The 25,390-nt window shown below is 67.0% G+C and carries 19 protein-coding genes and 2 CRISPR repeat arrays; of the genes, 14 read left to right on the forward strand and 5 right to left on the reverse strand.

Translation table 11 applies throughout. The features are described from left to right. Positions 1–114 precede the first annotated feature (114 nt). From TFU_RS06495 to TFU_RS06510, 4 genes are all read left to right on the forward strand, one after another. Complete coding sequence (locus TFU_RS06495; RefSeq protein WP_011291744.1) at positions 115–2,130, forward strand: FAD-dependent oxidoreductase; 2,016 nt, start codon at positions 115–117, stop codon at positions 2,128–2,130. 259 nt (positions 2,131–2,389) lie between these two features. Further along, the gene (locus TFU_RS06500) at positions 2,390–3,451 is read left to right on the forward strand and encodes an ABC transporter substrate-binding protein (protein WP_227480853.1); all 1,062 of its coding nucleotides are present in this window, start codon (positions 2,390–2,392) and stop codon (positions 3,449–3,451) included. Between the two features lie 8 nt (positions 3,452–3,459). Continuing rightward, positions 3,460–4,293 (forward strand): ABC transporter ATP-binding protein, encoded by an 834-nt coding sequence (locus TFU_RS06505; RefSeq protein ID WP_011291746.1) that lies wholly within the window; start codon positions 3,460–3,462, stop codon positions 4,291–4,293. Further along, positions 4,293–5,153: an ABC transporter permease gene (locus tag TFU_RS06510; protein ID WP_011291747.1), complete on the forward strand. Its 861-nt coding sequence runs from the start codon at positions 4,293–4,295 to the stop codon at positions 5,151–5,153. Before TFU_RS06505 ends, TFU_RS06510 begins: the two co-directional genes overlap by 1 nt. A 128-nt stretch (positions 5,154–5,281) precedes the next feature. Here the strand turns inward: TFU_RS06510 and TFU_RS06515 are convergent, their stop codons facing one another. From TFU_RS06515 to TFU_RS06535, 5 genes are all read right to left on the reverse strand, one after another. Then, the gene (locus TFU_RS06515; RefSeq protein ID WP_011291748.1) at positions 5,282–7,018 is read right to left on the reverse strand and encodes an ABC transporter permease; all 1,737 of its coding nucleotides are present in this window, start codon (positions 7,016–7,018) and stop codon (positions 5,282–5,284) included. Then, entirely contained in the window at positions 7,011–8,168 is a 1,158-nt protein-coding gene (locus TFU_RS06520; protein WP_011291749.1) for an ABC transporter ATP-binding protein, read from the reverse strand. Before TFU_RS06520 ends, TFU_RS06515 begins: the two co-directional genes overlap by 8 nt. A gap of 23 nt (positions 8,169–8,191) precedes the next feature. Then, a complete protein-coding gene (locus tag TFU_RS06525; RefSeq protein ID WP_011291750.1) occupies positions 8,192–9,205 on the reverse strand; it encodes an ABC transporter substrate-binding protein in 1,014 nt (337 codons plus the stop codon). Between the two features lie 576 nt (positions 9,206–9,781). Beyond that, on the reverse strand, positions 9,782–10,423 hold the full coding sequence (locus tag TFU_RS06530; protein ID WP_011291751.1) for a CBS domain-containing protein: 642 nt from the start codon (positions 10,421–10,423) through the stop codon (positions 9,782–9,784). Between the two features lie 56 nt (positions 10,424–10,479). After that, a complete protein-coding gene (locus TFU_RS06535) occupies positions 10,480–13,140 on the reverse strand; it encodes a bifunctional GNAT family N-acetyltransferase/acetate--CoA ligase family protein (protein WP_011291752.1) in 2,661 nt (886 codons plus the stop codon). A 234-nt stretch (positions 13,141–13,374) separates the two neighbouring features. Here TFU_RS06535 and TFU_RS06540 point away from each other — a divergent pair, with 234 nt between their 5' ends. The 10 genes from TFU_RS06540 (at position 13,375) to TFU_RS06590 (ending at position 23,438) form a co-directional block, all read left to right on the forward strand. After that, positions 13,375–13,887, forward strand: a complete 513-nt coding sequence (locus TFU_RS06540; protein ID WP_011291753.1) for a MaoC family dehydratase — start codon at positions 13,375–13,377, stop codon at positions 13,885–13,887. After that, the gene (locus tag TFU_RS06545) at positions 13,884–14,711 is read left to right on the forward strand and encodes an HpcH/HpaI aldolase/citrate lyase family protein (RefSeq protein ID WP_011291754.1); all 828 of its coding nucleotides are present in this window, start codon (positions 13,884–13,886) and stop codon (positions 14,709–14,711) included. The genes TFU_RS06540 and TFU_RS06545 overlap by 4 nt, the downstream gene beginning before the upstream one ends. A 327-nt stretch (positions 14,712–15,038) precedes the next feature. Then, on the forward strand, positions 15,039–15,899 hold the full coding sequence (gene folP, locus TFU_RS06550; protein WP_011291755.1) for a dihydropteroate synthase: 861 nt from the start codon (positions 15,039–15,041) through the stop codon (positions 15,897–15,899). A 13-nt stretch (positions 15,900–15,912) separates the two neighbouring features. After that, entirely contained in the window at positions 15,913–16,554 is a 642-nt protein-coding gene (locus TFU_RS06555) for a hypothetical protein (protein WP_011291756.1), read from the forward strand. 27 nt (positions 16,555–16,581) lie between these two features. Beyond that, positions 16,582–17,355: a pyrimidine reductase family protein gene (locus TFU_RS06560; protein WP_011291757.1), complete on the forward strand. Its 774-nt coding sequence runs from the start codon at positions 16,582–16,584 to the stop codon at positions 17,353–17,355. A 130-nt stretch (positions 17,356–17,485) separates the two neighbouring features. Continuing rightward, positions 17,486–18,614: a CRISPR direct-repeat array (repeat unit 28 nt; unit sequence GGTCCATCCCCACGTGCGTGGGGAGCAT). 774 nt (positions 18,615–19,388) lie between these two features. After that, complete coding sequence (locus tag TFU_RS16045; RefSeq protein ID WP_155983533.1) at positions 19,389–19,871, forward strand: hypothetical protein; 483 nt, start codon at positions 19,389–19,391, stop codon at positions 19,869–19,871. Positions 19,872–20,495: 624 nt separating this feature from the next. Continuing rightward, positions 20,496–20,828 carry a hypothetical protein gene (locus TFU_RS06575; RefSeq protein WP_155983534.1) on the forward strand — a complete coding sequence of 111 codons (333 nt, stop codon included), beginning with the start codon at positions 20,496–20,498 and terminating at the stop codon, positions 20,826–20,828. A 50-nt stretch (positions 20,829–20,878) separates the two neighbouring features. Then, a complete protein-coding gene (locus TFU_RS06580) occupies positions 20,879–21,823 on the forward strand; it encodes a hypothetical protein (protein ID WP_041427936.1) in 945 nt (314 codons plus the stop codon). A gap of 22 nt (positions 21,824–21,845) precedes the next feature. Next, complete coding sequence (tnpA, locus tag TFU_RS06585; protein WP_011291581.1) at positions 21,846–22,244, forward strand: IS200/IS605-like element ISTfu1 family transposase; 399 nt, start codon at positions 21,846–21,848, stop codon at positions 22,242–22,244. Then, on the forward strand, positions 22,245–23,438 hold the full coding sequence (locus TFU_RS06590) for an RNA-guided endonuclease InsQ/TnpB family protein (protein WP_011291580.1): 1,194 nt from the start codon (positions 22,245–22,247) through the stop codon (positions 23,436–23,438). It begins immediately after the preceding gene. Positions 23,439–24,110: 672 nt separating this feature from the next. Continuing rightward, a CRISPR array of direct repeats spans positions 24,111–25,360; the repeat unit is 28 nt; unit sequence GGTCCATCCCCACGTGCGTGGGGAGCAT. Positions 25,361–25,390 lie beyond the last annotated feature (30 nt).

Here is a 25,390-nt window from a genome sequence, read left to right on the forward strand (position 1 = left end):
GAAGAGCCGAGGAGGTCGACCGCACCCAGGACCGCCGAGGCTGGTCTGCCCCTCCGGAGCAGCACCCAGGGACGTCCGCGCAGACCACACCGCAACCACGAGTGAGGAAGCACGATGCGGAGCACACCCAACCAGCAAGAGAACAGCGTGCCGACCGGAGACGGCACCCGATTCCCCCACCTGTTCAGCCCGTTCCAGATCGGTCCGATGCGGCTGCGCAACCGCGTGATGGCTCCCCCGCACTCCTCGGCGATCGGCAACCTGTGGGGCACCGACGAAAAGGAGGTTGAGCGCACCTTCGCCTACTGGCGGTCCCGAGTCAGTGGAGACGGCCCCGCCTGGGTCGGGGGAGTGACCGGGCGGGTCCGCAACATCCTCATCCCCGGGTTCGAACCGCACGGCTACGGCGCGGAGACCACCGGCTACTTCCGCCAGCCGTTCTACGTGGAGCGCATTGGGCGGTTCGTGGAGGAGATGCACGCGCTGGGAGCAGTGGTCACCACCCAGTTGACCCTGCTCGGCGGGGTGCCGCACGCCCCGTCCCCGCGGCGCAGCTCCACGCTGTACAACCACCGGCCGCACGTCCTCAGCACCCATGAGATCGCCGAGTTCGTCGAAGAGTACCGGTTCTCCGCCAGCCAGGCCCGCAAGGCCGGGCTGGACGGGATCGAACTCCATCTCAACCACGACGACCTGCTGGAATGGTTCCTCTCCCCGCTGACCAACCAGCGCACCGACGCCTACGGCGGTTCGCTGGAGAACCGGGCGCGGTTCGCGGTCGAGGTCCTCACCGCGGTGCGGGAGGAGATCGGCTCCGACATGGCGCTGGGGGTGCGCTTCAACCTCCGCGAAGAAGAACCGGGCGGCTACACCCTCGCTGACGGTATCGAGATCGCCCAGTACCTCGAGTCCACCGGGCTCTTGGACTTCCTCCACGCGGTCATCGGCAGCCCGTGGGGCGACCCCAGCTACATCCAGCCCTACTTCTACCAGCCGGCCCAGTGGGCCGACCTCGCCGGGCAGCTCCGCCGCTCGGTGTCCCTGCCGGTCATCTACACCGGCAGGATCAACAGTGTCGAGGTCGCGGAGAAGGTCCTCGCGGACGGGAACGCCGACGTCGTGGGCATGGCCCGGGCGTTCATCGCCGACGGCGACATCCTGCGCAAGGCGCGGGAAGGACGCCTCGCCGACATCCGGCCGTGCGTGGGCGGAAACGAGTGCATCACCCGCCGCTACGTGGACAAGCTGCCGTTCGGCTGCGCGGTGAACCCCCACACCAGCAATGAGATCGACGGCCCGTGGAAGCAGGCGGCCAACCCCCGCCGCATCCTGGTGGTGGGCGGCGGCCCCGCGGGCATGGAGCTGGCGGCCCTCACCGCGGAGAGCGGCCACACCGTGGAGCTGTGGGAGGCCACCGACAAGCTGGGCGGCCAGTTGCGGACCATTCTCAACGCGCCGTTCCAGGAGCAGATGGCCCGCTACCTGGAGTGGCAGGAGCGCCGCCTGGAGAAGGCTGGGGTGACGGTCCGCCGCAACACGCGCGCCACCGCCGACACGGTGGCCGAGGCCGGTTTCGACGTGGTCGCGGTCGCCACGGGCGCCCGGCCGCGCCGTCCCGCGGAGATCGAAGGGGTCGACCAGGACTACTTCGTCTACGACATCCGCGACGTGCTCCTCGGCAATGTGGCGGTCGGCCAGGAAGTCCTCGTGGTGGCCCAGGACGACCACCTGCCGCCGCTGATCGTCGCCGACTACCTCAGTGACCGCGGGCACGACGTGACGATCGTCTACCCCACGGCCGGTCCGGCTCCGATGCTGGGCCGCTACATCCTCGGCGGCATGCTGGCGCGGCTGACTTCGCGCGGCGTGCAGTTCCGCTTCATGGAGGACGTGATCGGGATCGAGGAGGAGCGGATCCGGATCCGCCACACCTACTCCCACCAGGAGAGCGAGCTGGGCGCTTTCGACTCGGTGGTCCTCGCCTGCGGCGGCGACGCCGACTCAAGCCTGTACGAGGAGCTGCGCGGCCGTGTGCCAGAGCTGCACATCCTCGGTGACGCGTTCGCTCCTACCCGGCTGGTGGCCGTGACCCGTCAGGCCTACGCGCTCGCGAAAGAGCTGCAGAAGTAGTCCTGGCGGACTGGTTCCGGCGGGCTTCCCGCACCGTGGCGCTCCGGTGTGGGAGGCCCGCTGTCGTATGTGCGGGCGTCCCACAAAGATCCCATCTCTTGACATTGGTTATAACTATCTGAATCATGATCTTGTACCCGTGTGGCGTATTTCACTTACTGATGGATCAGTAAGGAAGGGTGTGCCGTACCCCCGAGAACCTGTCCTGCCGGCACCGCACCGACAGGACAGAATCCCCCAACTAGTGAGGACAGCAATCATGGGTAGTGCCCGCAGGAGTGGAGCGTTCCGCGCTTTGGCTCTCGCTGCAGCCCTGACGTTCACTCTCAGCGCGTGCGGCCCGTCGGAGTCAGACGGCCCCGCACAGAACGAGGACGGACTCACCACGGTGCGGGTGGGCCTGGCCGAGCCCACGTTCAACACCGCCCTCATCAACCTCGTGATCGACGAGGACATCGACGCCAACCACGGCCTTGACATGCAGCCCACGAGAAGCGGCGCAGGAAGCACCAACCAGATCGCGGCCCTGCGCGCCGGGGAATACGACTTCGCCGGAGTGGGCACCGCCACCGCCGCGGACGCCGTCGCCGAAGGCGCCGGACTGGTCATCGTCGCCGGAACCGGCGGACTCATCAACAACATCGTCCTCAACGCCGACGTCGCCAAAGGACTCGACGTCGCCCCCGACGACCCGGTAGAGGAGCGGATCAAGGCCTTGCGCGGCCTGACGATCGCCACCAGCCCACCAGGGTCCTCCAGCAACCTCACCCTGCGCCACCTGGTGCAGCAGCACGGCCTCGACCCGGACAAGGACCTCAACATCGTCCCGGTCACCGACACCTCTTCCATCGTCGCTGGCATCCGCCAAGGCAAGTTCGACGGCAGCTTCTTCGGTGTCGGTGTCGCCGACGCCAACATCGCCGACGGCTCCGGAACCCTGTGGATCTCCCTGCCGCGCGGCGACATCGAAGAGTTCAACGAGCTGATCGGCGTCTGCATCGTCAGCACGAGAGAGTTCGTGGACAACAACCCCGAAATCGTCGAAGCTTTCCACGCTGCCCTCGCCGAAGCCCAAGAGTTCGTCGCCTCCGACCCGGAAGCGGCCGGAAAGGCGCTCCACGAGAACTCTTTTGCGAACCTCGACGCCGACGTCTTCGCCACCGCCTGGGAGCAGGCGCAGACCGGCTACCCCGAAGGCGTGCTGTTCACCCGCGAGAACTGGGAGACCTACCTCGAACTCTTCGGGGACGCCTCCGACAAGGACCTGGAGAGCATCGTGTACGAGGACTTCGTCGCCGAACCCGCCCGTGGTGAGTCCTAAGGCAGGCCATGACCATCTCCACTAAGGAAACCGCCACCTCCCCCCAGGCCACCGAACCCCGCCGGGTCGTCTTCGAAACCCGAGGCATGGCCGTCGGATTCGGAGACCGCCCCGACGTCCTCGCCGACGTGGACCTAAAAGTCCACGCGGGGGAGTTCGTGGCCCTGCTCGGACCCAGCGGCTGCGGCAAGTCCACCATCCTCAACCTGGCGGCGGGCCTCCTGCGCCCCCGCCGGGGCGAGGTGCTCTTCGACGGCCGCCCCATCACCGGGGTGAACACCTCCGTCGGCTACATGACGCAGGACGACACCCTGCTGCCGTGGCGCACCGTGGCCGCCAACGTCGCCCTCCCGCTGCGCATGCGCAAAGTCCCCAAGCAGCGCATCCAGCAGGAAGTCTCCCGCTACCTCGCCTTCCTGGACTTGCAGCACGCGGCCGGACTGTACCCGGCCCAGCTCAGCGGCGGGATGCGGCGCAGGGCCCTACTCGCCCGCAGCATGATCTACGACCCGGAGCTGCTGCTCATGGACGAGCCGTTCGCCGCACTGGACGCGCAGATGCGCCAGCAGCTCCACGCCGACCTGCGGCGCGCAGTCCACAGCACCCAGCAGACGGTCCTCTTCGTCACCCACGACCTGACCGAGGCCGCCGTCCTCGCTGACCGGGTCCTCGTCATCGGCGGCGGGCCGCCCGGGGGAGTGGTCGCGGAATTCACCATCCCCTTCGGAGCGGAACGCGACCCCGCGACGCTGCCCTACGAAGACGGGTTCGCCCGCATCCAGCAGGAACTCCAAGAGGCGCTGACCCGGGCGCGGGTGCCGAAACAGAAGGAAGAGGAGTGATGTCGGTGAGCACCACGGTCACCGAGCCGGACAAGACCACCACCGACTCGGCCGCACCCGCGACCGCGCCGCAGCCGCGCCGCAGCCGGGCGCGGTGGCGGCCCCGGCTCCACCACTTCGTGCAGCTCTGCGTGATCGTCGTGCTGCTGGCGTCCTGGGAGCTCAGCGCTGGACGGCTGATCGACGACCTGCTCACCAGCCGCCCCTCCGAGGTCTTCCCGACCTTCTGGTCGTGGGTGGTCTCCGGCGAGCTCCTCTACCACGCCTCCAGCACTTTCAAGGACGCGTTCCTCGGCCTGCTGGCCGGCGGGGGACTAGGGCTGGTCGTGGGGTGCGTACTCGGCCAGTCGCAGTGGCTGGCCCGGGTGTGCGAACCGTTCATCACCGCGTTCTACACCATGCCCAAGCACGCGCTGATCCCCCTGTTCATCATGTGGGTGGGAATCGGCTCGGAGCTGCGCGTGCTCACCGCCGCGGCCATCGTGTTCTTCCTGGTCTTCTACAACACCTTCTTCGGTATCCGTGACGTCAGCAAGAATCTGGTGGACTCAGTGCGGGTGATGGGAGGAACCGCGTTCGACGTCCTCTTCCGGGTCATGCTGCCGTCCGCACTGATCTGGGTGTTTGCCGCACTGAAACTCGCGGTCCCCCAGGCGATCGTCGGCGTCGTGGTCGCCGAGATGCTGGCGGGCGACCGCGGCCTCGGCTTCCTGGTGGCGATGCACGCGGGCACGTTCAACAGCGACGGCACCTTCGCCGCGATCTTCGCGCTGCTCATCGTCGGCTTCCTCGTCGACCGGCTGATGAACCTCGTGACGCGCCGGGCCCTGCTGTGGAAGAACAACGACACCACGGCCTAAGCGCCGCGGGCAGGGACCGCAGCGTCCCCGCCCGCAGCTCCGCGGCCGGGGCACGCCCCGGCCCGGGGGACACGAAAACGGCCCTCCCGCAGCGTCACGGGAGGGCCGCCACACCGACCGGCACCCGGCTAGGGCGCGTTGCCGCTGTTGGGGCGGCCGCCCAGGGCCAGCACCGTCAGCACCACGGTCGTGGACACCGCGGTGATCACCACCGACAGCGCTGCCAGCAGCGGGAACGTTCCGGAGGTCCACAGGTCCAAAATGGCCTGGCCCACCACCGGAGACCCCGGACCGGCCAGCATCGCCGAGGCGTTGATCTCACCCGCCGACAGGATGAACAGCAGCGACCACCCCGCCACCAGGCTGGGCGCCATCAGCGGCAGGATCACCCGGAGGAAAACCCGCCAGTCGCGGGCACCGGACACTTCCGCGGCCTCGCGCATCTCCGGACCGATCTGCTGGATCGCGGAGTTGGCGTAGAACGACGCCTGCGGCAGGAAGATCACCACATAGGTGGTGACCAGGAGCAGCAGAGTGCCGTTCCAACGGAAGGGGGGACCAGCGAAGGCCACCAGGAAGGCGATACCCACCACGATGTGCGAGATCGCCGCCGGAACCTTGATCACGCCGTCGACGACACGCCCCAGGAAGGAGCGGCGCCGGTAGGACAGGTACGCCAGCAGCGCCGACAGCAGCGTGGTGATGGTCGCGGTCATCAACGCCAACAGCAGGCTGTTGGTGATTCCCCGGCGCACCGACAGGCGGTTCCACAAGTCGACGTAGTTGTCCCCGGTCAACGCGCCGAAGTCGACCTGCGGGGTCCAAAAGCCCTGGAAGGACACGAGCAGCAGCGCCAGGAACGGCAACACCGAGGTGGCGCCCAGGTAGCCGAGCACGAACAGCCGCGCCGGAAGCTTCCACCGGCCCATGGTGACCAGGGCTGCGCGCGCTCCACGCCCCCCGATCCGGGCGAACCGCCCCTTGGCCACGATCCGGCGCTCCACGAGCCAGGAGACAACCACGATGGTGATGAGCACCAGGCTCATGCTCAGCGCCGTGATGAGGTCCGGCGGGTACTTCCGGGTCACCGCGTGCACGATGGACACCGGCAGCACCTCGATCTGCGCGGAGGTACCGATCACCACGGGCACGGAGAACAGCGCGAAACCGATGGTGATGAGCTGCAGCACCGCTGCGCCCAGCGCGGGCTTGAGGTTAGGGAGGGTCACCCGGAAGAGGGTCTGCACCGGCCCGCACCCGGAGACCTGGGCCGCCTCCTCCAAAGCCGGGTCCAAGGACTGCAGCCCGCTGGAGATCGCCAGGTAGGCGTAGGGGGTCAGGTAGAGCGCGTACACGAAGACCAGCCCGGGCCAGGTGAAGATGTCCAGCGGACCGGTCTGCAGGTGGACGCCGACGAGCGCCAGCAGCTTCCGCAGCCAGTAGTTGAGGAAACCAGCCTCGGGCGTGGCCAGGAAAACCCAGCCGATCGACCCCGCGATGGCGGGCACGAACAGCGGCATCAGCGGCAGGGCCTCAGCAGCCCACCCCATGCGGGCGTCGGTGCGGACATTGATCCACGCCAGCACCGCGCCGATGAGGAAGGCCAGGGCGCCGCCCGCAGCCACGGCCACTACCGCGTTACGCAAGACCTCCAGGGTGCGGGAGCTGGTGAGCACCTCGACCACGGCGGGCAGCTCCATGCCCAGCTCACCGATGAAGGCGCGGCCCACCGGGTAGACGATGAAGGCGACCACCACCGCCGCGGCCACCCAGCTCACCAGGGTGAAGCTGGAGAAGCGGGTGGCCCGCTGCGGCCGCGCGGCACCGAGGGGAACGGTTTCGGGCCGTTGCAACGTACTAGTCATGATCGAGCACCACAACGCATGCGGCAGGGTCGACGCCGACCCACACCTTCCGACCTGGGGCGAGCTCCGGGTTGTCGTCTGCCCACACCCGGACACTGGTCTCGCCGAGCTGCACCACGTACTCGGTGTAGGAGCCCGCGAAAACCGCGTTGGTGATCTCACCCGACCAGACGTTCTCCCCGGACCGCTCCGCGGTGTCAATCCACCAGCGGTGGGCGCGGCTCGCCACGAACCGGGGAGTGTCGGCGGGGCCGTCCGGTCCGGGGTCCGCGATCCGTATCGGACCGATCGGGGTTCCCACCTGGTGGGCTTCGCTGCCGGTCGAGGTCACCGGGATCAGGTTGGCGGTCCCGATGAACTCGGCCACATAGCGGTTGCGGGGCCGCTCGTAGATGTCGCGGGCCGACCCGGTCTGCATGACTTTCCCGGCACGCATGACCGTGATCTGGTCGGCCAGCTCCATCGCCTCGGCCTGGTCGTGGGTGACATAGACCGCGGTGAACCCGAGGTCCTGCTGCATGGCCCGCAGTTCGCGGCGGAGGATCTCGCGGACCTTGGCGTCGATGTTGGACAGCGGCTCGTCGAACAGCACCACGTCGGTGCCGGCGACGATCGCGCGGGCCAGGGCGACCCGCTGCTGCTGGCCACCGCTCAACTGTCCGATCGCCCGGCTCCCGTGCGAGGACAGGCCCATGATTTTGAGGACCTCGTCGACCCGGGCACGGATCTGCTCCTTGGGGAGCCGGTTTTTGCGGGGACCGGTGGTGAGCGGGAAAGCCACGTTGTCGGCCACGGTCATGTTGGGCCACAACGCGTAGTTCTGGAACACCATGCCCACCGGGCGGTCCTGCGGTTCGACGGTGCGGATACCGGGACCGAAGACCGGCTGACCGTCGATGGTGATGCTGCCCTCGTCGGGGTGCTCCAGCCCGGCCAGACAGCGCAGCAGGGTGGTCTTCCCGCAGCCGCTGGGGCCGAGGAGGACGCAGAAGTCGCCCTTGGGCATGTGCAGGGTGATATCGTCCACGGCCGCCACGATCGTTCCGTCCGGGGCACGGAAACGCTTGCGGAGGCCGACAATGTCCACGCCGGTGCGCGGCTGCCCTTCAGCAGAGCTCTGCGCCGAGGTGGCGTGCGTGGTCACGGTCATCGGAACGTTCTCCTAGGCCGAGGTCAGAAGCCGAGCAGCGCGTTGAGCTGTTCTTGTTCCTCACGGGCAGTGGCAAGGTCCGGAGCGACGTAGCCCTCAGGCTTGGGCAGGGTGCCTGCCAGGTCACCCAGCGGGGAGATACCGAAGCCTTCGTTGAGGGCGATCTGGCCCTTCTCGGACATCAGGAAGTCAGCGAACAGCAGCGCAGCATTCGGGTGCGGGGAGCCTTCAGACACGGCGGTGTACTGCTCGACTCCCGTGGTGGGGGAGAGGTAGACCAGCTCCACGGGGGCACCGGATTCCTTCAGCGGGTTCACCACCGAGGGGAGGCTGGGGAAGGTGGCGATGGACTCGCCTGCGGCCACCTGCTGGGTGCCGGGGATGGCGCTGTCCACCTTCTTGATGTCGTTGTCGGCCAGGCCTTCCAGGAACTCTTCGCCGTACTCCTCCTTGAGGATGCTCAGGAAGGCGGCCCAGGAGAGGAACGACATGGGGTCGGCCATGTCGATCTCGCCCTTCAGCTTGGGGTCGAGGAGGTCTTCCCAGTCTTGTGGTGCCTCAGACAGCTTGTCGGTGTTGTAGGCCACGCCGATGGGCTGGGAGTTGACCAGGAAGTAGGTGTCCTTGTGCAGGGCCTCTTCCGGCCACTCGTCCAGGTTCTCCAGCTGGTCGGCCGGGAGGGTGCGGAGCCATCCCTTCTCGATGTACTCGTCCAGCACGTGGGCTTCGGGGATGGTGACCAGGTCGCCCACGGCCTGTCCGGCGTCGCGCTCGGTGGAGTAGCGCTGCGCCACGACGGGGGAGCCCATCCGGACGACTTCGACGGCGATGCCGTACTCCTGCTCGAAGGCGTTGGCGACGGCCTGCACCGGCTCGTCAGGGATGGAGACGTACCAGGTGACGATGCCTTCCTTCTGGGCCGCTTCCACGAGGTCTCCGCCTTCGCTGTCAGCGGAGGAGCCGCCGCCGCAGGCGGTGGCGAACAGGGTGAGCGCAAGTGCGGCCGAGCCGATTGCCGACCAGCGGAACGTACTCATGGATCCCCCCACAACACAATGAACAGACTCATTATGAGGTTTATTATTGTTATCATGATTTGAGGAGATGTCACCGGGGTCTCAATGGGGTGTGAGAGTCCCTGGGGGGTCTTGGGGGATATGTCACACTATGTGGTGCTTTGCCCGAATAGTACGTGATGTCTGTTACGGCACAACTTCGGGTGGGGATAGTTGACCTGCGCCAACACCACAACAGACAGCAGAGCGGGCGGCCGCGGTTTGTGGGATTTCTTACGTTCCACGCTCCCCGCCCCGCTGAACCGCCCACACTCAGGACACGACCACGCCCCGCCACGGAGCACGGCAACACCTCCGACCACCCCGCTGCCCCGCCGGTACAGCCCACCCGTCAGCAAAGCGCCGGCACCCCGCGCGGAACACCCCGGAACAACGGGCCGTCACACCCACCAACGCCCGCCGCGGCCCCCAACCCAGCGGAAATGACGCAGCCCAAGCCGCCGGCGCCTCACAACCGCGACACCGGCACCCAACAACAGACCGGACGCTGCCACACCGTGCCGGGCCCGCCCGCACCCCCAGGCAGACCCGCCACGATCACCGTGCCCGCTGCAACGGCACTAAGTCGTCAGTGTCATAAGCGAGCCGGTCATGCACCCGCACCACACCCTCCACCCGACGCACCGCGCGGATCAGCCGCGGAATAAGCGAACGCACCGGCACCGTGCCGTCCAACGTGACCACACCGCGCTCCACCGACACGGCCACCCCCGGCAGGTCGAACTCCCCGCGCACAACCTCCCGCTCCACCGTCTCCCGCAGCTCACCGTCAGAGACGAAATAGACACGCAGCAGGTCAGAACGGCTGACAATACCCAGCAGCTTCCCGTCCTCAGTCACCACCGGCAGCCGTTTAATCCGGTGACGGCGCATCCGCTCGGCAGCCTCCCGCGGCGACGCACCCTCCGTGATCGTGATCGCGGGCGTGCTCATCAAATCCCGCGCAACCGGCTCCTCGGGCATGTCACCCGCGAACACCGCCTCATCCAAGTTCGGCGCGGCAAGCCAGGCCAGCAGGTCACTCTCGGAGACCACCCCCACCACCCGCTGGTCGGCGTCCAGCACCGGAAGCGCGCTCACCCCGTTCATCCGCAACGACACAGCGAGCCGCTTAAACCCCGCCTCCTCGAACGCGGCCACAACATGCGTGGTCATCAGGTCGCCGACAGTGCTGGCCATGGTCACCCCTTCACGGTCCGCCCGCCGTCACACCCCCTCCCCAGGCTGCGCCCCGGTCACAGCGGCCGCAGCGACCGCAGATAGGGGTCGCTGGAGGGAGGAACCGTCACCCGGATGCGGGCGTCCACACACATCGCACTCGACGGAGTCGCCAAAACCGGGTTCATGTCCAACTCCGAGACCTGCGGCAGATCCACGGCCAACTGGGACAACCGCAGCGCCATATCCCGCAGCGCATCCAGATCCACCGCCTTCTCCTCATCGCCCTCGCCGAGCGTGCGCAGCGCAGGCACCGACCGCACCAACTCCGCAGCGTCCACGTCAGTCAACGGGGCCAGCCGCGCCGCCCGCGTACGCAGCGCCTCGGTATACGTGCCGCCCAACCCGCACACCAGAACCGGACCGAACACAGGCTGCTGAGCCAGCCCAAGCAGCACCTCGAACCCGCGCGGCGCCATCGCCTGCACCAAGACACCACGAAGCCGGGACCCGAACCGGGAGATCAGTTCCGCGTGCGCGTTCCGCACCTGCTCCGCACCCGACAAGTCGAGACGCAGCGCACCCGCCCGCTTCTTGTGCACCACCCCGGCCACGTCCGCTTTCAACGCCACCGGGCTGTTCAACTCCCGCCAGGCCCGCACCGACTCCTCCGGGGTGTGGGTCCACTGCCACGGCGCGACCGTGACCCCGTAGCAGCCCAGCACCTCCATCGTCTGATCCAACGGCAGCCAACCGCCCTCCGGATGCCGTTTCAGGAATTCCTGCACGATATCCCGGGCCCGCTCCACCGCGACCGCCCGCAGCGACGGCACCGAACCAGCCGGACGAGCCAACCACCGGGCCCGCCGCCACGCATGCCCCAGCGCAGCAGCAGCCGCCCGAGGATCGTTGTACGAAGGCACCGAGTGCCCTCCCGCGGACAAGAGCGTCACAGCTTCCGCCTGGTGGGGCGCGACCGCGGCCACCGGAACCCCTCCGGCCATGGTCGCCACCACCGGCAGCGGATCAGCCAGCGCAGTCCGCACCATGATCGCGATGATCGCGTCCACCTCCGCAGCAGCAAGCCGCTCCAAACAGGCCCGCAACTGGTCACTGCTGGCCGCAGGCGTGGTATCGATCGGGTTCGCGCACGCCGCCCCCGCAGGCAGCAGCTCCTCGAGCTCGCGGCGAACCTCCTCGCTCAGCTCGTGAACCTCCAACCCCACATCCGCGCACGCATCCGCCGCCAGCACCCCCGTGCCTCCCGCGTTGGTCACGATCGCAACCCGCGGCCCAGACGGCAACGGCTGGTGGGCCAAGAACGCGGCAGTACCCACCAGCTCGTCAAGACTCCGCGCAGCCACCACCCCCGCCTGCTCGAACAACGACTCCGTCGTCAACGCGGGAGTCAGCGACGCCCCCGTGTGCGAGGCCGCGGCCCGCTGCCCAGCCGTGGAACGCCCCGCCACCACAGTTAGGATCGGTTTGCGCCGCCCCAACCGCCGAGCAATCCGAGAGAACTTACGCGGATTCCCGAACGACTCCACGTGCATGATCGCCATCGCGGTGTCCGGGTCGTCCTCCCACCACTGCAGCAAGTCGTTACTGCTGACATCCAACTTGTTGCCGGTAGACACGAACGAGGAAATGCCGACATCCAACCGGGACAAGTGCTCCAGCAGCGTGATACCGATCCCCCCGGACTGCACGACCAGACCGGCCTGCCCCGGACGCGGAGCCTCCGCAGCAAACGTCGCCTGCAACCGGACACCGTCGCTCAGCGACGCCACCCCGAAACAGTTCGGCCCCACCAGCCGCATCCCGTGCCAACGGCACACGGCAAGCAGCTCCTGACTGGTCTCCGTGTCCAAATCCGCGGTGATGACGACGAGCGCGCCCACCCCCTGCTCCCCACAAGCACGGGCCACATCCAGCACCGCGTCCGGCGGCACCGACACCACCGCCAGATCCGGGACCTCCGGCAGGTCAGCCACGGACGGAACCGCAGACACGTCCGCCACAGCCGCGGCATGGGGATGCACCGCATACAAGCGTCCCGTGAACCCGCTAGCGCGGATATTGCGGAGAATCGCGTTACCTACCGAAACCTGACGCCGAGTACCGCCGATCACCACCACCGAGGCGGGACGCAGCAGCCGCTGCAGGCTCTGCTGGCCCGCAACCGCTTCCCGCATGCCCACCGCATCCAAGTAGCGGTCATCCGGGGTAAGCGGAATCGTCACCTCCACCATGCCCCGGTCGACACGCTGCTGCGGGCGCAGACCAATATCAGAAAACACCCGCAGCATCGCGTGATTGTCGGGCAGCACATCCGCATAGAAAGTGGTGACGCCGTTCCTGCGGGCCCGGGACGCCAAATGCTCCAACAACAGAGTGCCGACCCCTTTGCCCTGGAACTGGTCGGCCACGGCAAGCGCCACCTCAGCCACATCCGACCGGCCGATCGTGTCATAGCTGGCCGCGCCGATCACCTCGTCGTCGAGAACCGCAAGCAGCGCCTGATGGCCGCGACTAGGGGCCGCGCAGATACGACGCGACAACTCGCTGATCGTGGCAGTACCCGAGCTGAAGAACCGCATCCGACGGCTTTCCGGAGACATCGCCTCGTGCATCGCCCGGACCTGCGGCTCGTCTTCCGCGTAGGCGGGACGCACCAGCACAATCGTGCCGTCGGTGAGCAAGGCGTGGGCTGCGTCGGCTCCGACGTCGATGGTCATGCGGTCACCTTTCCTCACGGAGTGGCGCAGTGCGCCCCGGACGTACCGGGACGTTCCTCGTCCCTCTCCTGCCCGGCGCACTACCCCCGAATCCCGGTCCAAAGCACCCCGCTCAGGGCCCTTGGTCCCGCAACTCCCCGCAACGCGACCGTTTCCCCCACAAGCCAGCGGCGATAGGGTAGGGCCGTCCCAGGGAAGGGAGCCACAAGCGACCGCCGGGATGAGGAGGAGCCGATGACAGCGGAACCAGGCGACGCCACCGCACACCGCGAAGCCCGCATCGAACAACGAGGCCTGTACTACGAAGAACTGCAGACCGGGGTGGTCTACGTCCACCGTCCCGGACGCACCATCACCGACGCTGACAACGTCCTGTTCAGCACCCTGACCATGAACCCGCAGAGCCTCCACTTGGACGCTCACTTCAGCGCGGCCACCGAGTTCGGCAAACCCCTCGTCAACAGCCTGTTCACCCTCTCCACCCTGGTCGGATTGAGCGTCAACCAGCTCACCCAGGCCACCACGGTCGCCAACCTCGGCTTCGGCGAAGTGTCCTTCCCCCACCCCGTGTTCGTCGGCGACACCCTGTACGCCGAAACCCGCGTCCTCGACAAACGCCTGTCCCAGTCCCGGCCCAACAACGGCGTCGTCCGCTTCGAACACCGCGCCCACAACCAGGACGGAACCCTCGTAGCCCGCGTGGAACGCACCGCGCTCATGCTGCGCCTCCCCGAGGAGCAGCGATGAACAACACCCTCGCAGACCTGCCCGGCCCGGCACTCCTGTTCTGCCCGGCAGACCGGCCCGACCGCTACGCTAAAGCCGTGGCACGCGCCGACGCGGCCATCCTGGACCTCGAAGACAGCGTCGCCCCCGAACACAAAGACCGAGCCCGGGACCTCGTCACCGCCGCACTCGCCGACCTCGACCCGGACCGGGTGATCGTACGCGTCAACGCGCCAGGAACCCCGTGGTGGGAAGCGGACGTCGCCGCAGTACGCGCCGCCGGAGCCCGCCTAGTGATGCTGCCGAAAGCGGAACGCCCCGAAGACCTCGAGGCACTCGCCCCCGCCCGCGTCATCGCCCTCTGCGAAACCGCCGCCGGAATCCTCGCCGCACCACGCCTCGCCGCCTCCCCCTCCTGCGCCGCGCTGACCTGGGGCGCAGAAGACCTCATCGCGGACCTAGGCGGAACCACGAGCCGCCGCTCCGACGGCACCTACCACGATGTGGCCCGGCACGCCCGCTCCCACGTGCTCCTCGCCGCCGCTGCAGCACACCGCCCCGCCATCGAAACCGTCTACCTCGACCTGGACGACGTCGCCGGACTCACCAAATCGTCCGCCGAAGCCGCCCAAGCAGGGTTCTCCGCCCGCCTGTGCATCCACCCCGTCCAAGTCGACCCCGTCCGCGCCGCATTCGCCCCCGACCCGACCTCCGTGGCGTGGGCACGCGGTGTGGTGGCAGCCGCCCAACAAGCCCCCTCAGGAGTGTTCCGCTACCAGGGCAGAATGATCGACGAGCCGCTGCTGCGCCAGGCCCGCGCCATCCTGCGCCGCGCCCGCACCTAGCCGCCGCACACCAGGCAGGCGCACCGGAACCCCGCGCTGCTGCGGCATCCGCACACCCCGCTGGGTAGCATGGCGGCCAGCCCTCGTTAGTACCCGCGGCGGGGGAAGGACACAACTGAAAGGACGACGCGTGGTGGGGTGGGACCGCGGAAACCGCGAAGCAACACATGCCGCTGCCCCACCCTGGAACGCGGCGCGCATCCCCCGGCCACACACCGCTCCCACAGGACACCGCACCCTGGCAGCCGCGACCACCCCGCGCGCCAGCCGTCCCAGGAGCGCAACCGTCGGCACAAGTGCCGGACGCTGAGAGAGGGGTTAGGGCCGATGCTGAGACTGGGCAGTCGCACGTTCACCGACGACCAGATGCTCGTCATGGCGATCGTCAACCGCACCCCCGACTCCTTCTACGACCGGGGCGCCACCTGGGAAGAGGAACGCGCCCTCGACCGGGTCCACCAGGTCGTCGCAGAAGGAGCCGACATTGTCGACATCGGGGGCGTCAAAGCCGCACCCGGCGAAGAGATCCCCGTCGCCGAAGAGATCCGGCGAGTCGCAGGATTCGTAGCGAAAGTCCGCGACGCCTACCCCGACATCGTCATCAGCGTCGACACGTGGCGCGCCGAAGTAGGCCGCGAAGTCTGCCAGGCCGGAGCCGACCTGCTCAACGACGCGTGGGGCGGCTACGACCCGGCCCTAGCGGAAGTCGCCGCCGAATTCGACGTGGGCCTCGTCTGCACCCACACAGGCGGGGTGCGTCCCCGCACCCGGCCGCACCGCGTCCACTACGACGACGTCGTCCAGTCCGCGATCCGCGACACCGTGGCACTCGCGGAACGCGCCGTGGCACTCGGCGTCGACCGCTCCCGCATCCTCATCGACCCCGCCCACGACTTCGGGAAAACCACCCGCCACTCGCTGGAAGTCACCCGCCGGCTCAACGAGATGACCGCGACCGGATGGCCGGTGCTGGTGTCCCTGTCGAACAAAGACTTCGTCGGGGAAACCCTCGACCTGCCCGTCGAGGAGCGCCTGGTAGGCACGCTGGCAGCAACCGCCGTGTGCGCCTGGCACGGTGCCCGCGTCTACCGGGTCCACCAGGTGGTCGAGACCCGCCAGGTGCTGGACATGGTCAGCAGTATCAAAGGACTCCGCGCCCCCTCCCGGGCTGTGCGCGGACTTGCGTAGGGAAGACGATCAGGTGATCACAGCCGCAGCGGTCTGTCCGCATCCTCCGTTGCTTCTGCGTGAACTCACCGGGCAGCACGACGCAGCCGCTGAACTGCGCGCAGCGTGCCGCACCGCGGTCGACCGGGTCCTGCACGGCGCCGAACACGTCGCCCTCATCGGCGGGGCACCCGCCGTCCCTGGCACGACCCGCCCCGACCTGGCGGGCGGACTGCCGTGGAGCCTGCGCGTAGGCCTCCGCCTCCTAGACGACGCCCAGTGGACCGGGCCAGTAGAACTGCACCCGGTCGCGGACACCACCCCCACCGAGGAATGCCTGCGCCGCGGCCAAGACCTCGCAGCCTCCTCCCGACCCACAGCCCTGCTCGTGCTAGGGGACGGCAGCGCACGGCGCAGCCCCAAAGCCCCCGGCCACTTTGACGAGCGCGCCCACCCGTTCGACGCCGGCCTCGTCACGGCCCTCCGCAGCGGTGACGCCCAGCAACTGGCTGCACTCGACGCTGACCTGGCCCGCGACCTCCTCGCGGAAGGCCGGGCCGCCTGGCAGGTGCTTGCCGGGGCCGCCGCCGCACAGCACACCCCACCGCGCGTTGAGGTGCACTACGCCGACGACCCGTACGGGGTGATGTACGTGGTCGCTGAATGGCGCTGGTAACACCGAGAACAAGAGAGGCAAGCCGTCGTGCGCATCCTGCTGAACGAGGTGGACCCTGCCGTCGCCCAGCCCGGCCAGGACCTCACCGAGGCGGAACTCGCCGCCCTGTACGCGTACCCGGAGGAGACCGTGGCAGAGCGGCCGTGGGTGCGCGCCAACTTCGTAACCACCCTGGACGGCGCGGTCACCGGGGACGACGGCCGCTCCGGGTCGATCAACACCGGCGCGGACCGGATCCTCTTCTCCCTCATCCGCGCCCTGTCCGATGTGATCGTCGCCGGCGCAGGAACCGTGCGCACCGAAGAGTACCAGCGGGCCCGGACCGCGGCGCGGTGGCGTGCCGTACGCCGCGCCGGGCAACGCCCCCACCCGGTGATCGCGGTGGTCAGCCGTTCTGCGAACCTCCCGCCGTCGCTCCTCGAACACCAGGAGGACGCCGGCGAAGTCATGCTGCTCACCTGCCGTGCCGCGGACTCCGCTGCCCTGGACGAGGTCCGCCAGGCGCTGGGCGACGACCGGGTCCTCGTGCTCGGAGAGGACCGCGTCGACCTCCGTGCCGCACTGGACGCGCTCGCCCAGCAGGGCCTGCGCCGGGTCTTGTGCGAAGGCGGACCGCACCTGATGCACGACCTGGTCGACGCCGACCTGGTGGACGAGCTGTGCCTGACGCTCGCACCCCGCATCGTGGCTGGCGACCGGCTGAGACTACTTGCCGGTAAGCCGCTCGAACGGACGTTTGTTCCCAGACTGCTGGTGGAATCGGACGGCACGCTCGCCGGACGCTGGCTCCGCGGAGTGTAGGCGCCCGCCTCGCCCGCGAAAACCAGCTGCCCAGGAAACGACCAGCGCTAAAGCCGTCCGCAGAGAAAACATCCGTCTTCAAACCCCAGGCATTACCTCCCACCTTCGCTCACACAGAACGAAACAAATCGGCCTAGCCCCACGTGTGCGGGGAGCATGGATGGACCCGTTCGAGAAAAGAAACGCCCCGCGGTCCATCCCCACGTGCGTGGGGAGCATTCTTTGGCAGCCATGCTCGGCCGCCACCGAAACGGTCCATCCCCACGTGCGTGGGGAGCATCCAATTGAGCTGCCGGTCGGTGGGGATTTCTCCGGTCCATCCCCACGTGCGTGGGGAGCATGGTGGGGGTCCAGGACCTCCAGATCACGCCGTACGGTCCATCCCCACGTGCGTGGGGAGCATTCCCTAGCCCTGGAACTAGGGAGAACTACCCAAGGTCCATCCCCACGTGCGTGGGGAGCATTAGGTGTAGAGGGCTGCAGGGACCTGCAGGGACGGTCCATCCCCACGTGCGTGGGGAGCATGCCAACCACGGCGAGACAGAACCTCGTGGAAACAGGTCCATCCCCACGTGCGTGGGGAGCATCCCGTGCTCTCATCGAAAGGGTTGCCGGAACCCGGTCCATCCCCACGTGCGTGGGGAGCATGCGGATGCTGAGCAGCTGCCCGGGGTGATCGACGGTCCATCCCCACGTGCGTGGGGAGCATGTGGCCGGCGCAGAGGTCAGCGAGGTCGGGCCGGGTCCATCCCCACGTGCGTGGGGAGCATAGGGTCGTGGGACGAACGGGACCGCACAGCGCCGGTCCATCCCCACGTGCGTGGGGAGCATGACTTGGATAGGGGCGACAAACTCGACCTCGCCGGTCCATCCCCACGTGCGTGGGGAGCATGACGACCAGAAGGCCTACCCTCCACGGCAGCCACGGTCCATCCCCACGTGCGTGGGGAGCATCCGGCGCGGGGCTGGGCGGACATCGGCTACAGCGGTCCATCCCCACGTGCGTGGGGAGCATTCGACGTCAATAAGACCAGCCCGCGACAGTTCCGGTCCATCCCCACGTGCGTGGGGAGCATACAGCGGCCAGCAGGCCTGCCCAGTAGAGAGCCGGTCCATCCCCACGTGCGTGGGGAGCATGCCTTCCCAGGCGGCCCAGGAGATGCGGCCGGAGGTCCATCCCCACGTGCGTGGGGAGCATCTCACCGAGAACGCTTCGGTGAACCGCGTACGGGGTCCATCCCCACGTGCGTGGGGAGCATTTGCTGCGAGGAACGCCCTGAGCACGCTGCTCCTTAGTGATAGCTAATCCGAACTACCAGCCAGCGTCCCGCCACGCTTTCTAATACCAGGGGGTAGGGCGGAGCGGGCTCTTCGTGTGTGCCTTCCTGGGTGGTGGTTCGCAAGGTACCCACCACCATGTAGTGAGCCCGTGTGGGGGTGGGGGAGGGGGCATAGGGCTCGACGAAGGCGTGAGGGGCCACTACTTGCACGACTTCGTCAGCGTTTTGGGCACGCTGCCATTCAGCGGCGGGCAGACGGTTTCCAAAAGCCCCCTGCTCAAGGAGTGCCGGGGTGGTATAGGGCTGCACCCGTGCTCGACGACTGTCCAAAGTGTCTACAGCGGCGTCGTATGACAGCCAGGCCACATAGAAGGCTTCGGCCACGCTGGCTGGGTCGCTGAACTCGACATCCGGCACCTGCACCCGGGATGCCTCATTTGACGGGGAGGCAAACAGTTCTGATGGCTCATGAGGCATCGACGTTGAAGGGGATGTCGATGCAGGTGGGGGAGAATCTGGGGCGCATCCCAGAAGGGCGATCCCCAAGATCAGGATTGCGACAGGGCTTCCCCGTCGTCTTACTAGTCCCATGAATCACCAGGCACTACGTTTTCTTGATCAATGATCCGTAGACTACCCCTTGCAACACATATGGCCTGTTTCTAAACCACAAGACACACGCCCAAAAACAATAGCGAGAACGGTGATAGCGTGGCTATAACGCCCCTGACGTGGCAAAACTGCCGATACGGTGTGGCTGTCGCCGGGGCTCATGGTGGGGCTGGCACCTCCACCATTCACACCTTTTTGCCTTCTCCTGCCTATGATCTGGGCTGCTTAAAGCAGCCTGACGGGGTGTGGCAGAAGGTGGAGACCTATGGTCGCCCGCTGATCGTGGTGGCCCGGGCTACAGTTCCCGGCGTGCAATGGGCAGCAGAGGCCATCCGGGAACTGGCTGCCCAGCACTACAAACCGGCCTGTCTGGTACTGGTCTCAGACGGGTGGAAAGAGCCGCGAGAAGCCACCCTTCGGGTGCATCTGCTAGAGCCCAGAGTTGGCGCCGTGGTGCGGATGCCTTTCCTTCGCGAGCTTCGCGTGGTGCATCCCAATCACGACCTTCGCCTGCCGAGGAAAGCCCAAAACGCCCTGGCCAGTATCGTGCAGGCCGCAGAAAAAGCAGCGTCACAATGCACTCCCCTGACAAGCATGAGGTCACCCAACTATGAGATGGCCTGAAGAGAGCACGCATCAGGCAATGCAGGCACCCAACCCCCCGCCGTCCTTACCCAGCGAGCTGATGGAGGTGGCCGGGACACTCGTCTCGTGGGGAAAAGGCCTGCTTTTGGTCCTGGGCACCATAGGACTTCTGTGGTGTGCTGGACAGATGGTCATCGGGCGAACTGAGCGCCACCGGATGGCGGTGGAGGGGGCCAAAGGTTTGCCCTGGGTGATTTTGGGCCTGTCCCTGGCTGCCGTCGGCATCCCGATTCTGGATACGATTCTCTGATGACCCAAAAACGAATGTTTTTCGCGGCCGGAACCGTTGCGGTCCTGGCCGCGGCTGGTATTGGCTACCTCGCCGGAAGTACCACTTCACCCTCTGAACAGTCGGCTCCGCCTGCTGCAGTGTCACCTTCGGCTGAGCCGACCTCCGGCACCACAGACCAAAGCGCCTACCAGGCAGTATTTGATCGTGATGACCTGACCTGGAAGCTACACAGCGGTAGTGTGGAGATCCCCTTTTCGCGAGCCCACGGACCGAGGGTAACCGAGGGAGGCTGGTCACGAGGATTCGCGCGCACCCCCCAAGGGGCAGTACTGGCTGCGATCCACATCATTTTTCAGACGAACGGCGGCGGTGTGCCACGTGCAGCCCAGGAGGCAGCCCTTGCTGAGCAAGTGGTGGGCGCTGAAGCCGACCACTACATAGAACGGTCCCTGGCGTCTGCTGGCCCGGCGGAAGGCGTAGGGCGGATCGTCCTCGAGGGATATCGGATCGTCTCCTACACCGAGCACGCCGCCAAGGTGGAGTTCACCACGGCTGCCGTCAAGGAGCAGGTGGAGAGGGCTGGCACCACCGTTGATGTGGTCTGGCAGGACGGAGACTGGCGCATGGTGGCCCCTTCCCTCGAGACTCTTGAGGGGTTTCGGGTGCTGGATTCTTTGGACGGCTTTATTGAATTTCCTCGGTAGCACCTATGCCTGCTCTGCCTTTACAGCCAGATATCAGCGAATGTGCAGACTTGGGGACGCTGTATACCAACCCCATTGATTGCTCCAGAGCCGTTTTGGATAGGGCAGGGGAGCGGGTTCGTGAAGAGATCCGCGAAGAGATCAGCCAGGCTGCCTCAAGCGCAGCGTCCAACGCGCTCACCGAGCTTGCCCAAGCTGTCAACGAAGGCGTCCACCAGCTGCTGAAGATCATGGTGGCGTGGATCACCGATGTTGAGGCGGTGGACCTGACGTCGGGATCTGCGGCTACCACGATTGACCAGATGGGCTATTTGCTGTCCCCGGTCGTGCTGCTGGTAGGCGTTGTGGGGCTTTTGGTGGCGGCAGGCCGAATGGTGCTGACCCGCAAGGCCAATCCCCTCATCCCGCTAGGCGGGGGCGTGCTCGTCGTCATCATCGTGCAGGCCCTCGGTGTGGGAGTGGCCAACCTTTTGCTGAGAGCGGGCGATGCCTGGTCGGTGTGGGTGCTGAACTCCACGATGACCGAGCAGCTCGAAGACCGTTTGATTCTGGTAATGACCTTCGGTCAATACGACGGTTCTGGCCCGGTCAGCGAGGATGGGGCCACCCAAGCGGGCCTGACAGTCTCAGCGCTCCTGGTGATTCTACTAGGGATCATCGTGCTCATCGTCACGGTGATCCAAATGATTCTGATGATCTTCCGCGAGGCGGTGATCATCATCCTGGCTGCCCTGCTGCCGTTGGCGGCTGTGGGCATGATGATGCGGGCCACCCAAAGCTGGCTGCCGCGTGTGAGCAGTTGGATGCTGGCTCTGATTTTCTATAAGCCAGCTGTGGCAATGGTGTATGCCACGACCTTTGTCTTCATTGGCGGCGATGAGCAGCCAACCATCCGCACCTTCATAGCCGGGCTGATGATCGAAATTCTTGGGCGCAGACCCCCGGCTTCAGCCGTGGGGTTAGCCCATCCCTCTCGATCCTCAGACATTAGATAGATCCAAGCTGTATACTGTTCGGGTGGCTGTAACACTGCGGTCGAACAGCAATGTCGTCTTCCAGTGCGCGTACCACGTCGTGTGGTGCCCAAAGTACCGGCGGCGCGTGCTGGGCGGCCGGATCGAAGAACGCCTGAAGGACCTCATTCGCGAGGTCGTAGACGAGAAAGGGGCATGGCTGGTGGAGATGGAGGTCATGCCCGACCACGTCCACCTCCTGGTTGAAGTCGATCCGCAGTACGGCATCCACCGTCTGGTGAAGGCCATCAAGGGCCGCTCGTCCCGCGTGCTGCGGGAGGAGTTCCCGCACCTGAAGTCCCGGCTGCCGACGTTGTGGACGAACTCCTACTTCGTAGCCACGGTCGGCGGCGCGCCACTGGCGGTGGTGAAGCGGTACGTCGAGCAGCAGAAGGGACGCTGAATGCTGACCGGACGCCGCTACCTGCTGGCTTTCACCCCCGAGCAGGAGGAGTTCGCCGAGAAGATCGGTGACGCCTGCCGGGTTGTGTGGAACACCGCGCTGGAGCAGCGCCGACAGTACCGGCGGCGCGGCGCGTTCATCGGTTACGTAGAGCAGGCGCGGCAGATGGCCGAGGCCAAGAAGGACTTCCCGTGGCTGGCCGAGGCCCCGTCGCACACGCTTCAGCAAACGCTCCGCGACCTTGAGCGGGCATGCAAGACGCACGGCACGTTCAAGGTCCGCTGGCGCTCCAAGCGGAAAAACGCGCCGACGTTCCGCTTCCCCGATCCCAAGCAGATCACCGTGGAGCGAATCTCCCGTCGCTGGGGCCGGGTCAAGCTGCCCAAGCTGGGCTGGACCCGCTTCCGGTGGACACGCCCGCTCGGCGGGCAACTTCGCAATGCCACCGTGCTCAAGGACGGTGGGCGCTGGTACATCTCCTTCTGCGTCGAAGACGGGCTGATGGAGTCCGCACCGAATGGCAAACCCCCGGTGGGGGTGGATCGTGGTGTCACTGTCGCAGTCGCCACCTCGTCCGGGTGGATGCGTGACCGCGAGTTCGTCACCCCAGGGGAAGCGGTACGGCTCAAGCGTCTTCAGCAGCAGCTCGCCCGGCAACGGAAGGGCTCCAACCGGCGCGCGGCCACCCGGGCGAAGCTGACCAAGCTGAACGCCCGCATCCGCGCCCGGCGTACCGACTTCCTGGCGTGGACCGCCAACCGCCTCACCTGTGACCACGGACTGGTCGTTGTGGAGGACCTCAACATCCGAAACATGACCGCCTCTGCCAAAGGCACGCTTGCCGAGCCGGGGAGGAACGTCGCCGCCAAGGCTGGGCTGAACCGGGCGATCCTGGCCAAGGGATGGGGCGGACTACTGACCGCCTTGGAGCACAAGGCTCGTTACCACGGCTCCCGTATTCTGCGGGTGCCACCTGCGTTCACATCGCAGACCTGCCATGCCTGCGGGCACTGCGCGCCGGACAACCGTGAAAGCCAAGCGGAGTTCCGGTGCCGCGCCTGCGGCCACCAGGCCAACGCCGACGTGAACGCCGCGAAGAACATCCTCGCCGCCGGGCTGGCGGTGACAGGGCGTGGAGACCTCGCCGTTGGGCGGTCTGTGAAGCGCCAACCACCCAAGGTAGAGGCAGCGTGAACGCGCCTCAGCCACGGGAATCCCCCGCCTTCAGGCGTGGGGAGGAAGTCAAGCTGCTACTCAGCCTGGTGGCAATGCAAACCCTGCTCAGCCTGTTTAACTGGGCGACTGGCGCGGTGGCTTCCCCAGGGGGGTTCTCCGGTGTGCTTGCAGGCATTGCCTCGGGTGCCACCGGCGCAGCTGTGGGGCTGGGCGCTCAACTACGCCACCAGGTGTCATCTACTAGCGAGCGGCTGGGTTCTCCTGGTACGCCTGGCACGGCAGGAACAGGCAGCGGCGAAAAGGCTGGTGCAACCGCTCCCACGGGAGCCAAAGAAGACACCGCCCACAAGCCCAAGCTTTCCCCTTCCGCTGAAGAGTCCCCCACGGCCTTGTCTCCCACAGGGGCAAGTGGGGCCTCCTCCCCCACTGCAGACACCGCTGCTCCTCCAGGATCTCCGGGAGGTGCGACAGGAGGCGTACCGGAGACAGCAAGTCGTGCCCCAGCAACCGGTTCCCCCTCCCCCGCACCCGCACCTGCTGGGGCTGCTGCTACGGCCGCGGCCGCCACAGCAGGACCGCCAGGAGTGGTCGCTGCGGGCGCAGCGAAGGGAGCCGAGACCGCCGCTCAAGCGGCTGATTCAGCAACCCGCGCAGTCACTGATGCAGGCGGACTTCCCAATCCCCCCTCAGCGGTCCATCCCCACGTGCGTGGGGAGCATTCCACCGGCACGACGAGGTCTGCCAAATCGCCCGGTCCATCCCCACGTGCGTGGGGAGCATGACTCGCTGTCCGAGACCGCCGTACTCGACGTCGGTCCATCCCCACGTGCGTGGGGAGCATACCTGATCCAACAGGCCGGTTTCTGGCCTGTTCGGTCCATCCCCACGTGCGTGGGGAGCATGCTCGAGGAGGCGACACATGAGCGCTGACCTGCGGTCCATCCCCACGTGCGTGGGGAGCATGTGCGGTGCCGTGCGCGGTTCTCTCGGTAATGCGGTCCATCCCCACGTGCGTGGGGAGCATAAACACCCCTAGAGCGCCCTGAGGGGCGCGCTGGGTCCATCCCCACGTGCGTGGGGAGCATGACGACGAGGACGGGCAGGTCGGAGAACTCGGCGGTCCATCCCCACGTGCGTGGGGAGCATGCCGCAGCAGATAGGACCTCGTTCTCGTCCTCCGGTCCATCCCCACGTGCGTGGGGAGCATGATAGACCACGGTTCAGCGTCCCCGGCAACAAAGGTCCATCCCCACGTGCGTGGGGAGCATCGCGTCGAAAACCTGGTCGTCGCTCCGGACCCAGGTCCATCCCCACGTGCGTGGGGAGCATCAGGCGCGGCCGGTGGTCGTCCCGGCGCTCGGCGGTCCATCCCCACGTGCGTGGGGAGCATGTAGGTAGTGATAACAACCCGGATCATCGGCGCGGTCCATCCCCACGTGCGTGGGGAGCATTCGGGACGGGACTCAGTCATTGGTGTCGGTGTCCGGTCCATCCCCACGTGCGTGGGGAGCATCGCCGACGAGGAAGCCGACGAGACAGAGGCAGCGGTCCATCCCCACGTGCGTGGGGAGCATATGTAACGATCACCGGCGCGACGAACCGAGCGCGGTCCATCCCCACGTGCGTGGGGAGCATGATGATCAGGATGGGGAGGCCCTGCTCATCTCCGGTCCATCCCCACGTGCGTGGGGAGCATAATTCCGACGTCTATTCGTGATGTATGTGCCGTGGTCCATCCCCACGTGCGTGGGGAGCATGTCCGGCAGCGCGAATCGCGCGTCCGCCTCGTCGGTCCATCCCCACGTGCGTGGGGAGCATGCCACCGGGTTGGGGTTACGCGGCGTGGTGTTCGGTCCATCCCCACGTGCGTGGGGAGCATACATGTGGCGCGTCGACGACGACGACGAATGGTGGTCCATCCCCACGTGCGTGGGGAGCATAGAAGCTGACCTGCAATTTTGCGAGGCGTT

Source organism: Thermobifida fusca YX (genome assembly GCF_000012405.1).
In the GTDB taxonomy this organism is placed as follows: Bacteria; Actinomycetota; Actinomycetes; order Streptosporangiales; family Streptosporangiaceae; genus Thermobifida; species Thermobifida fusca.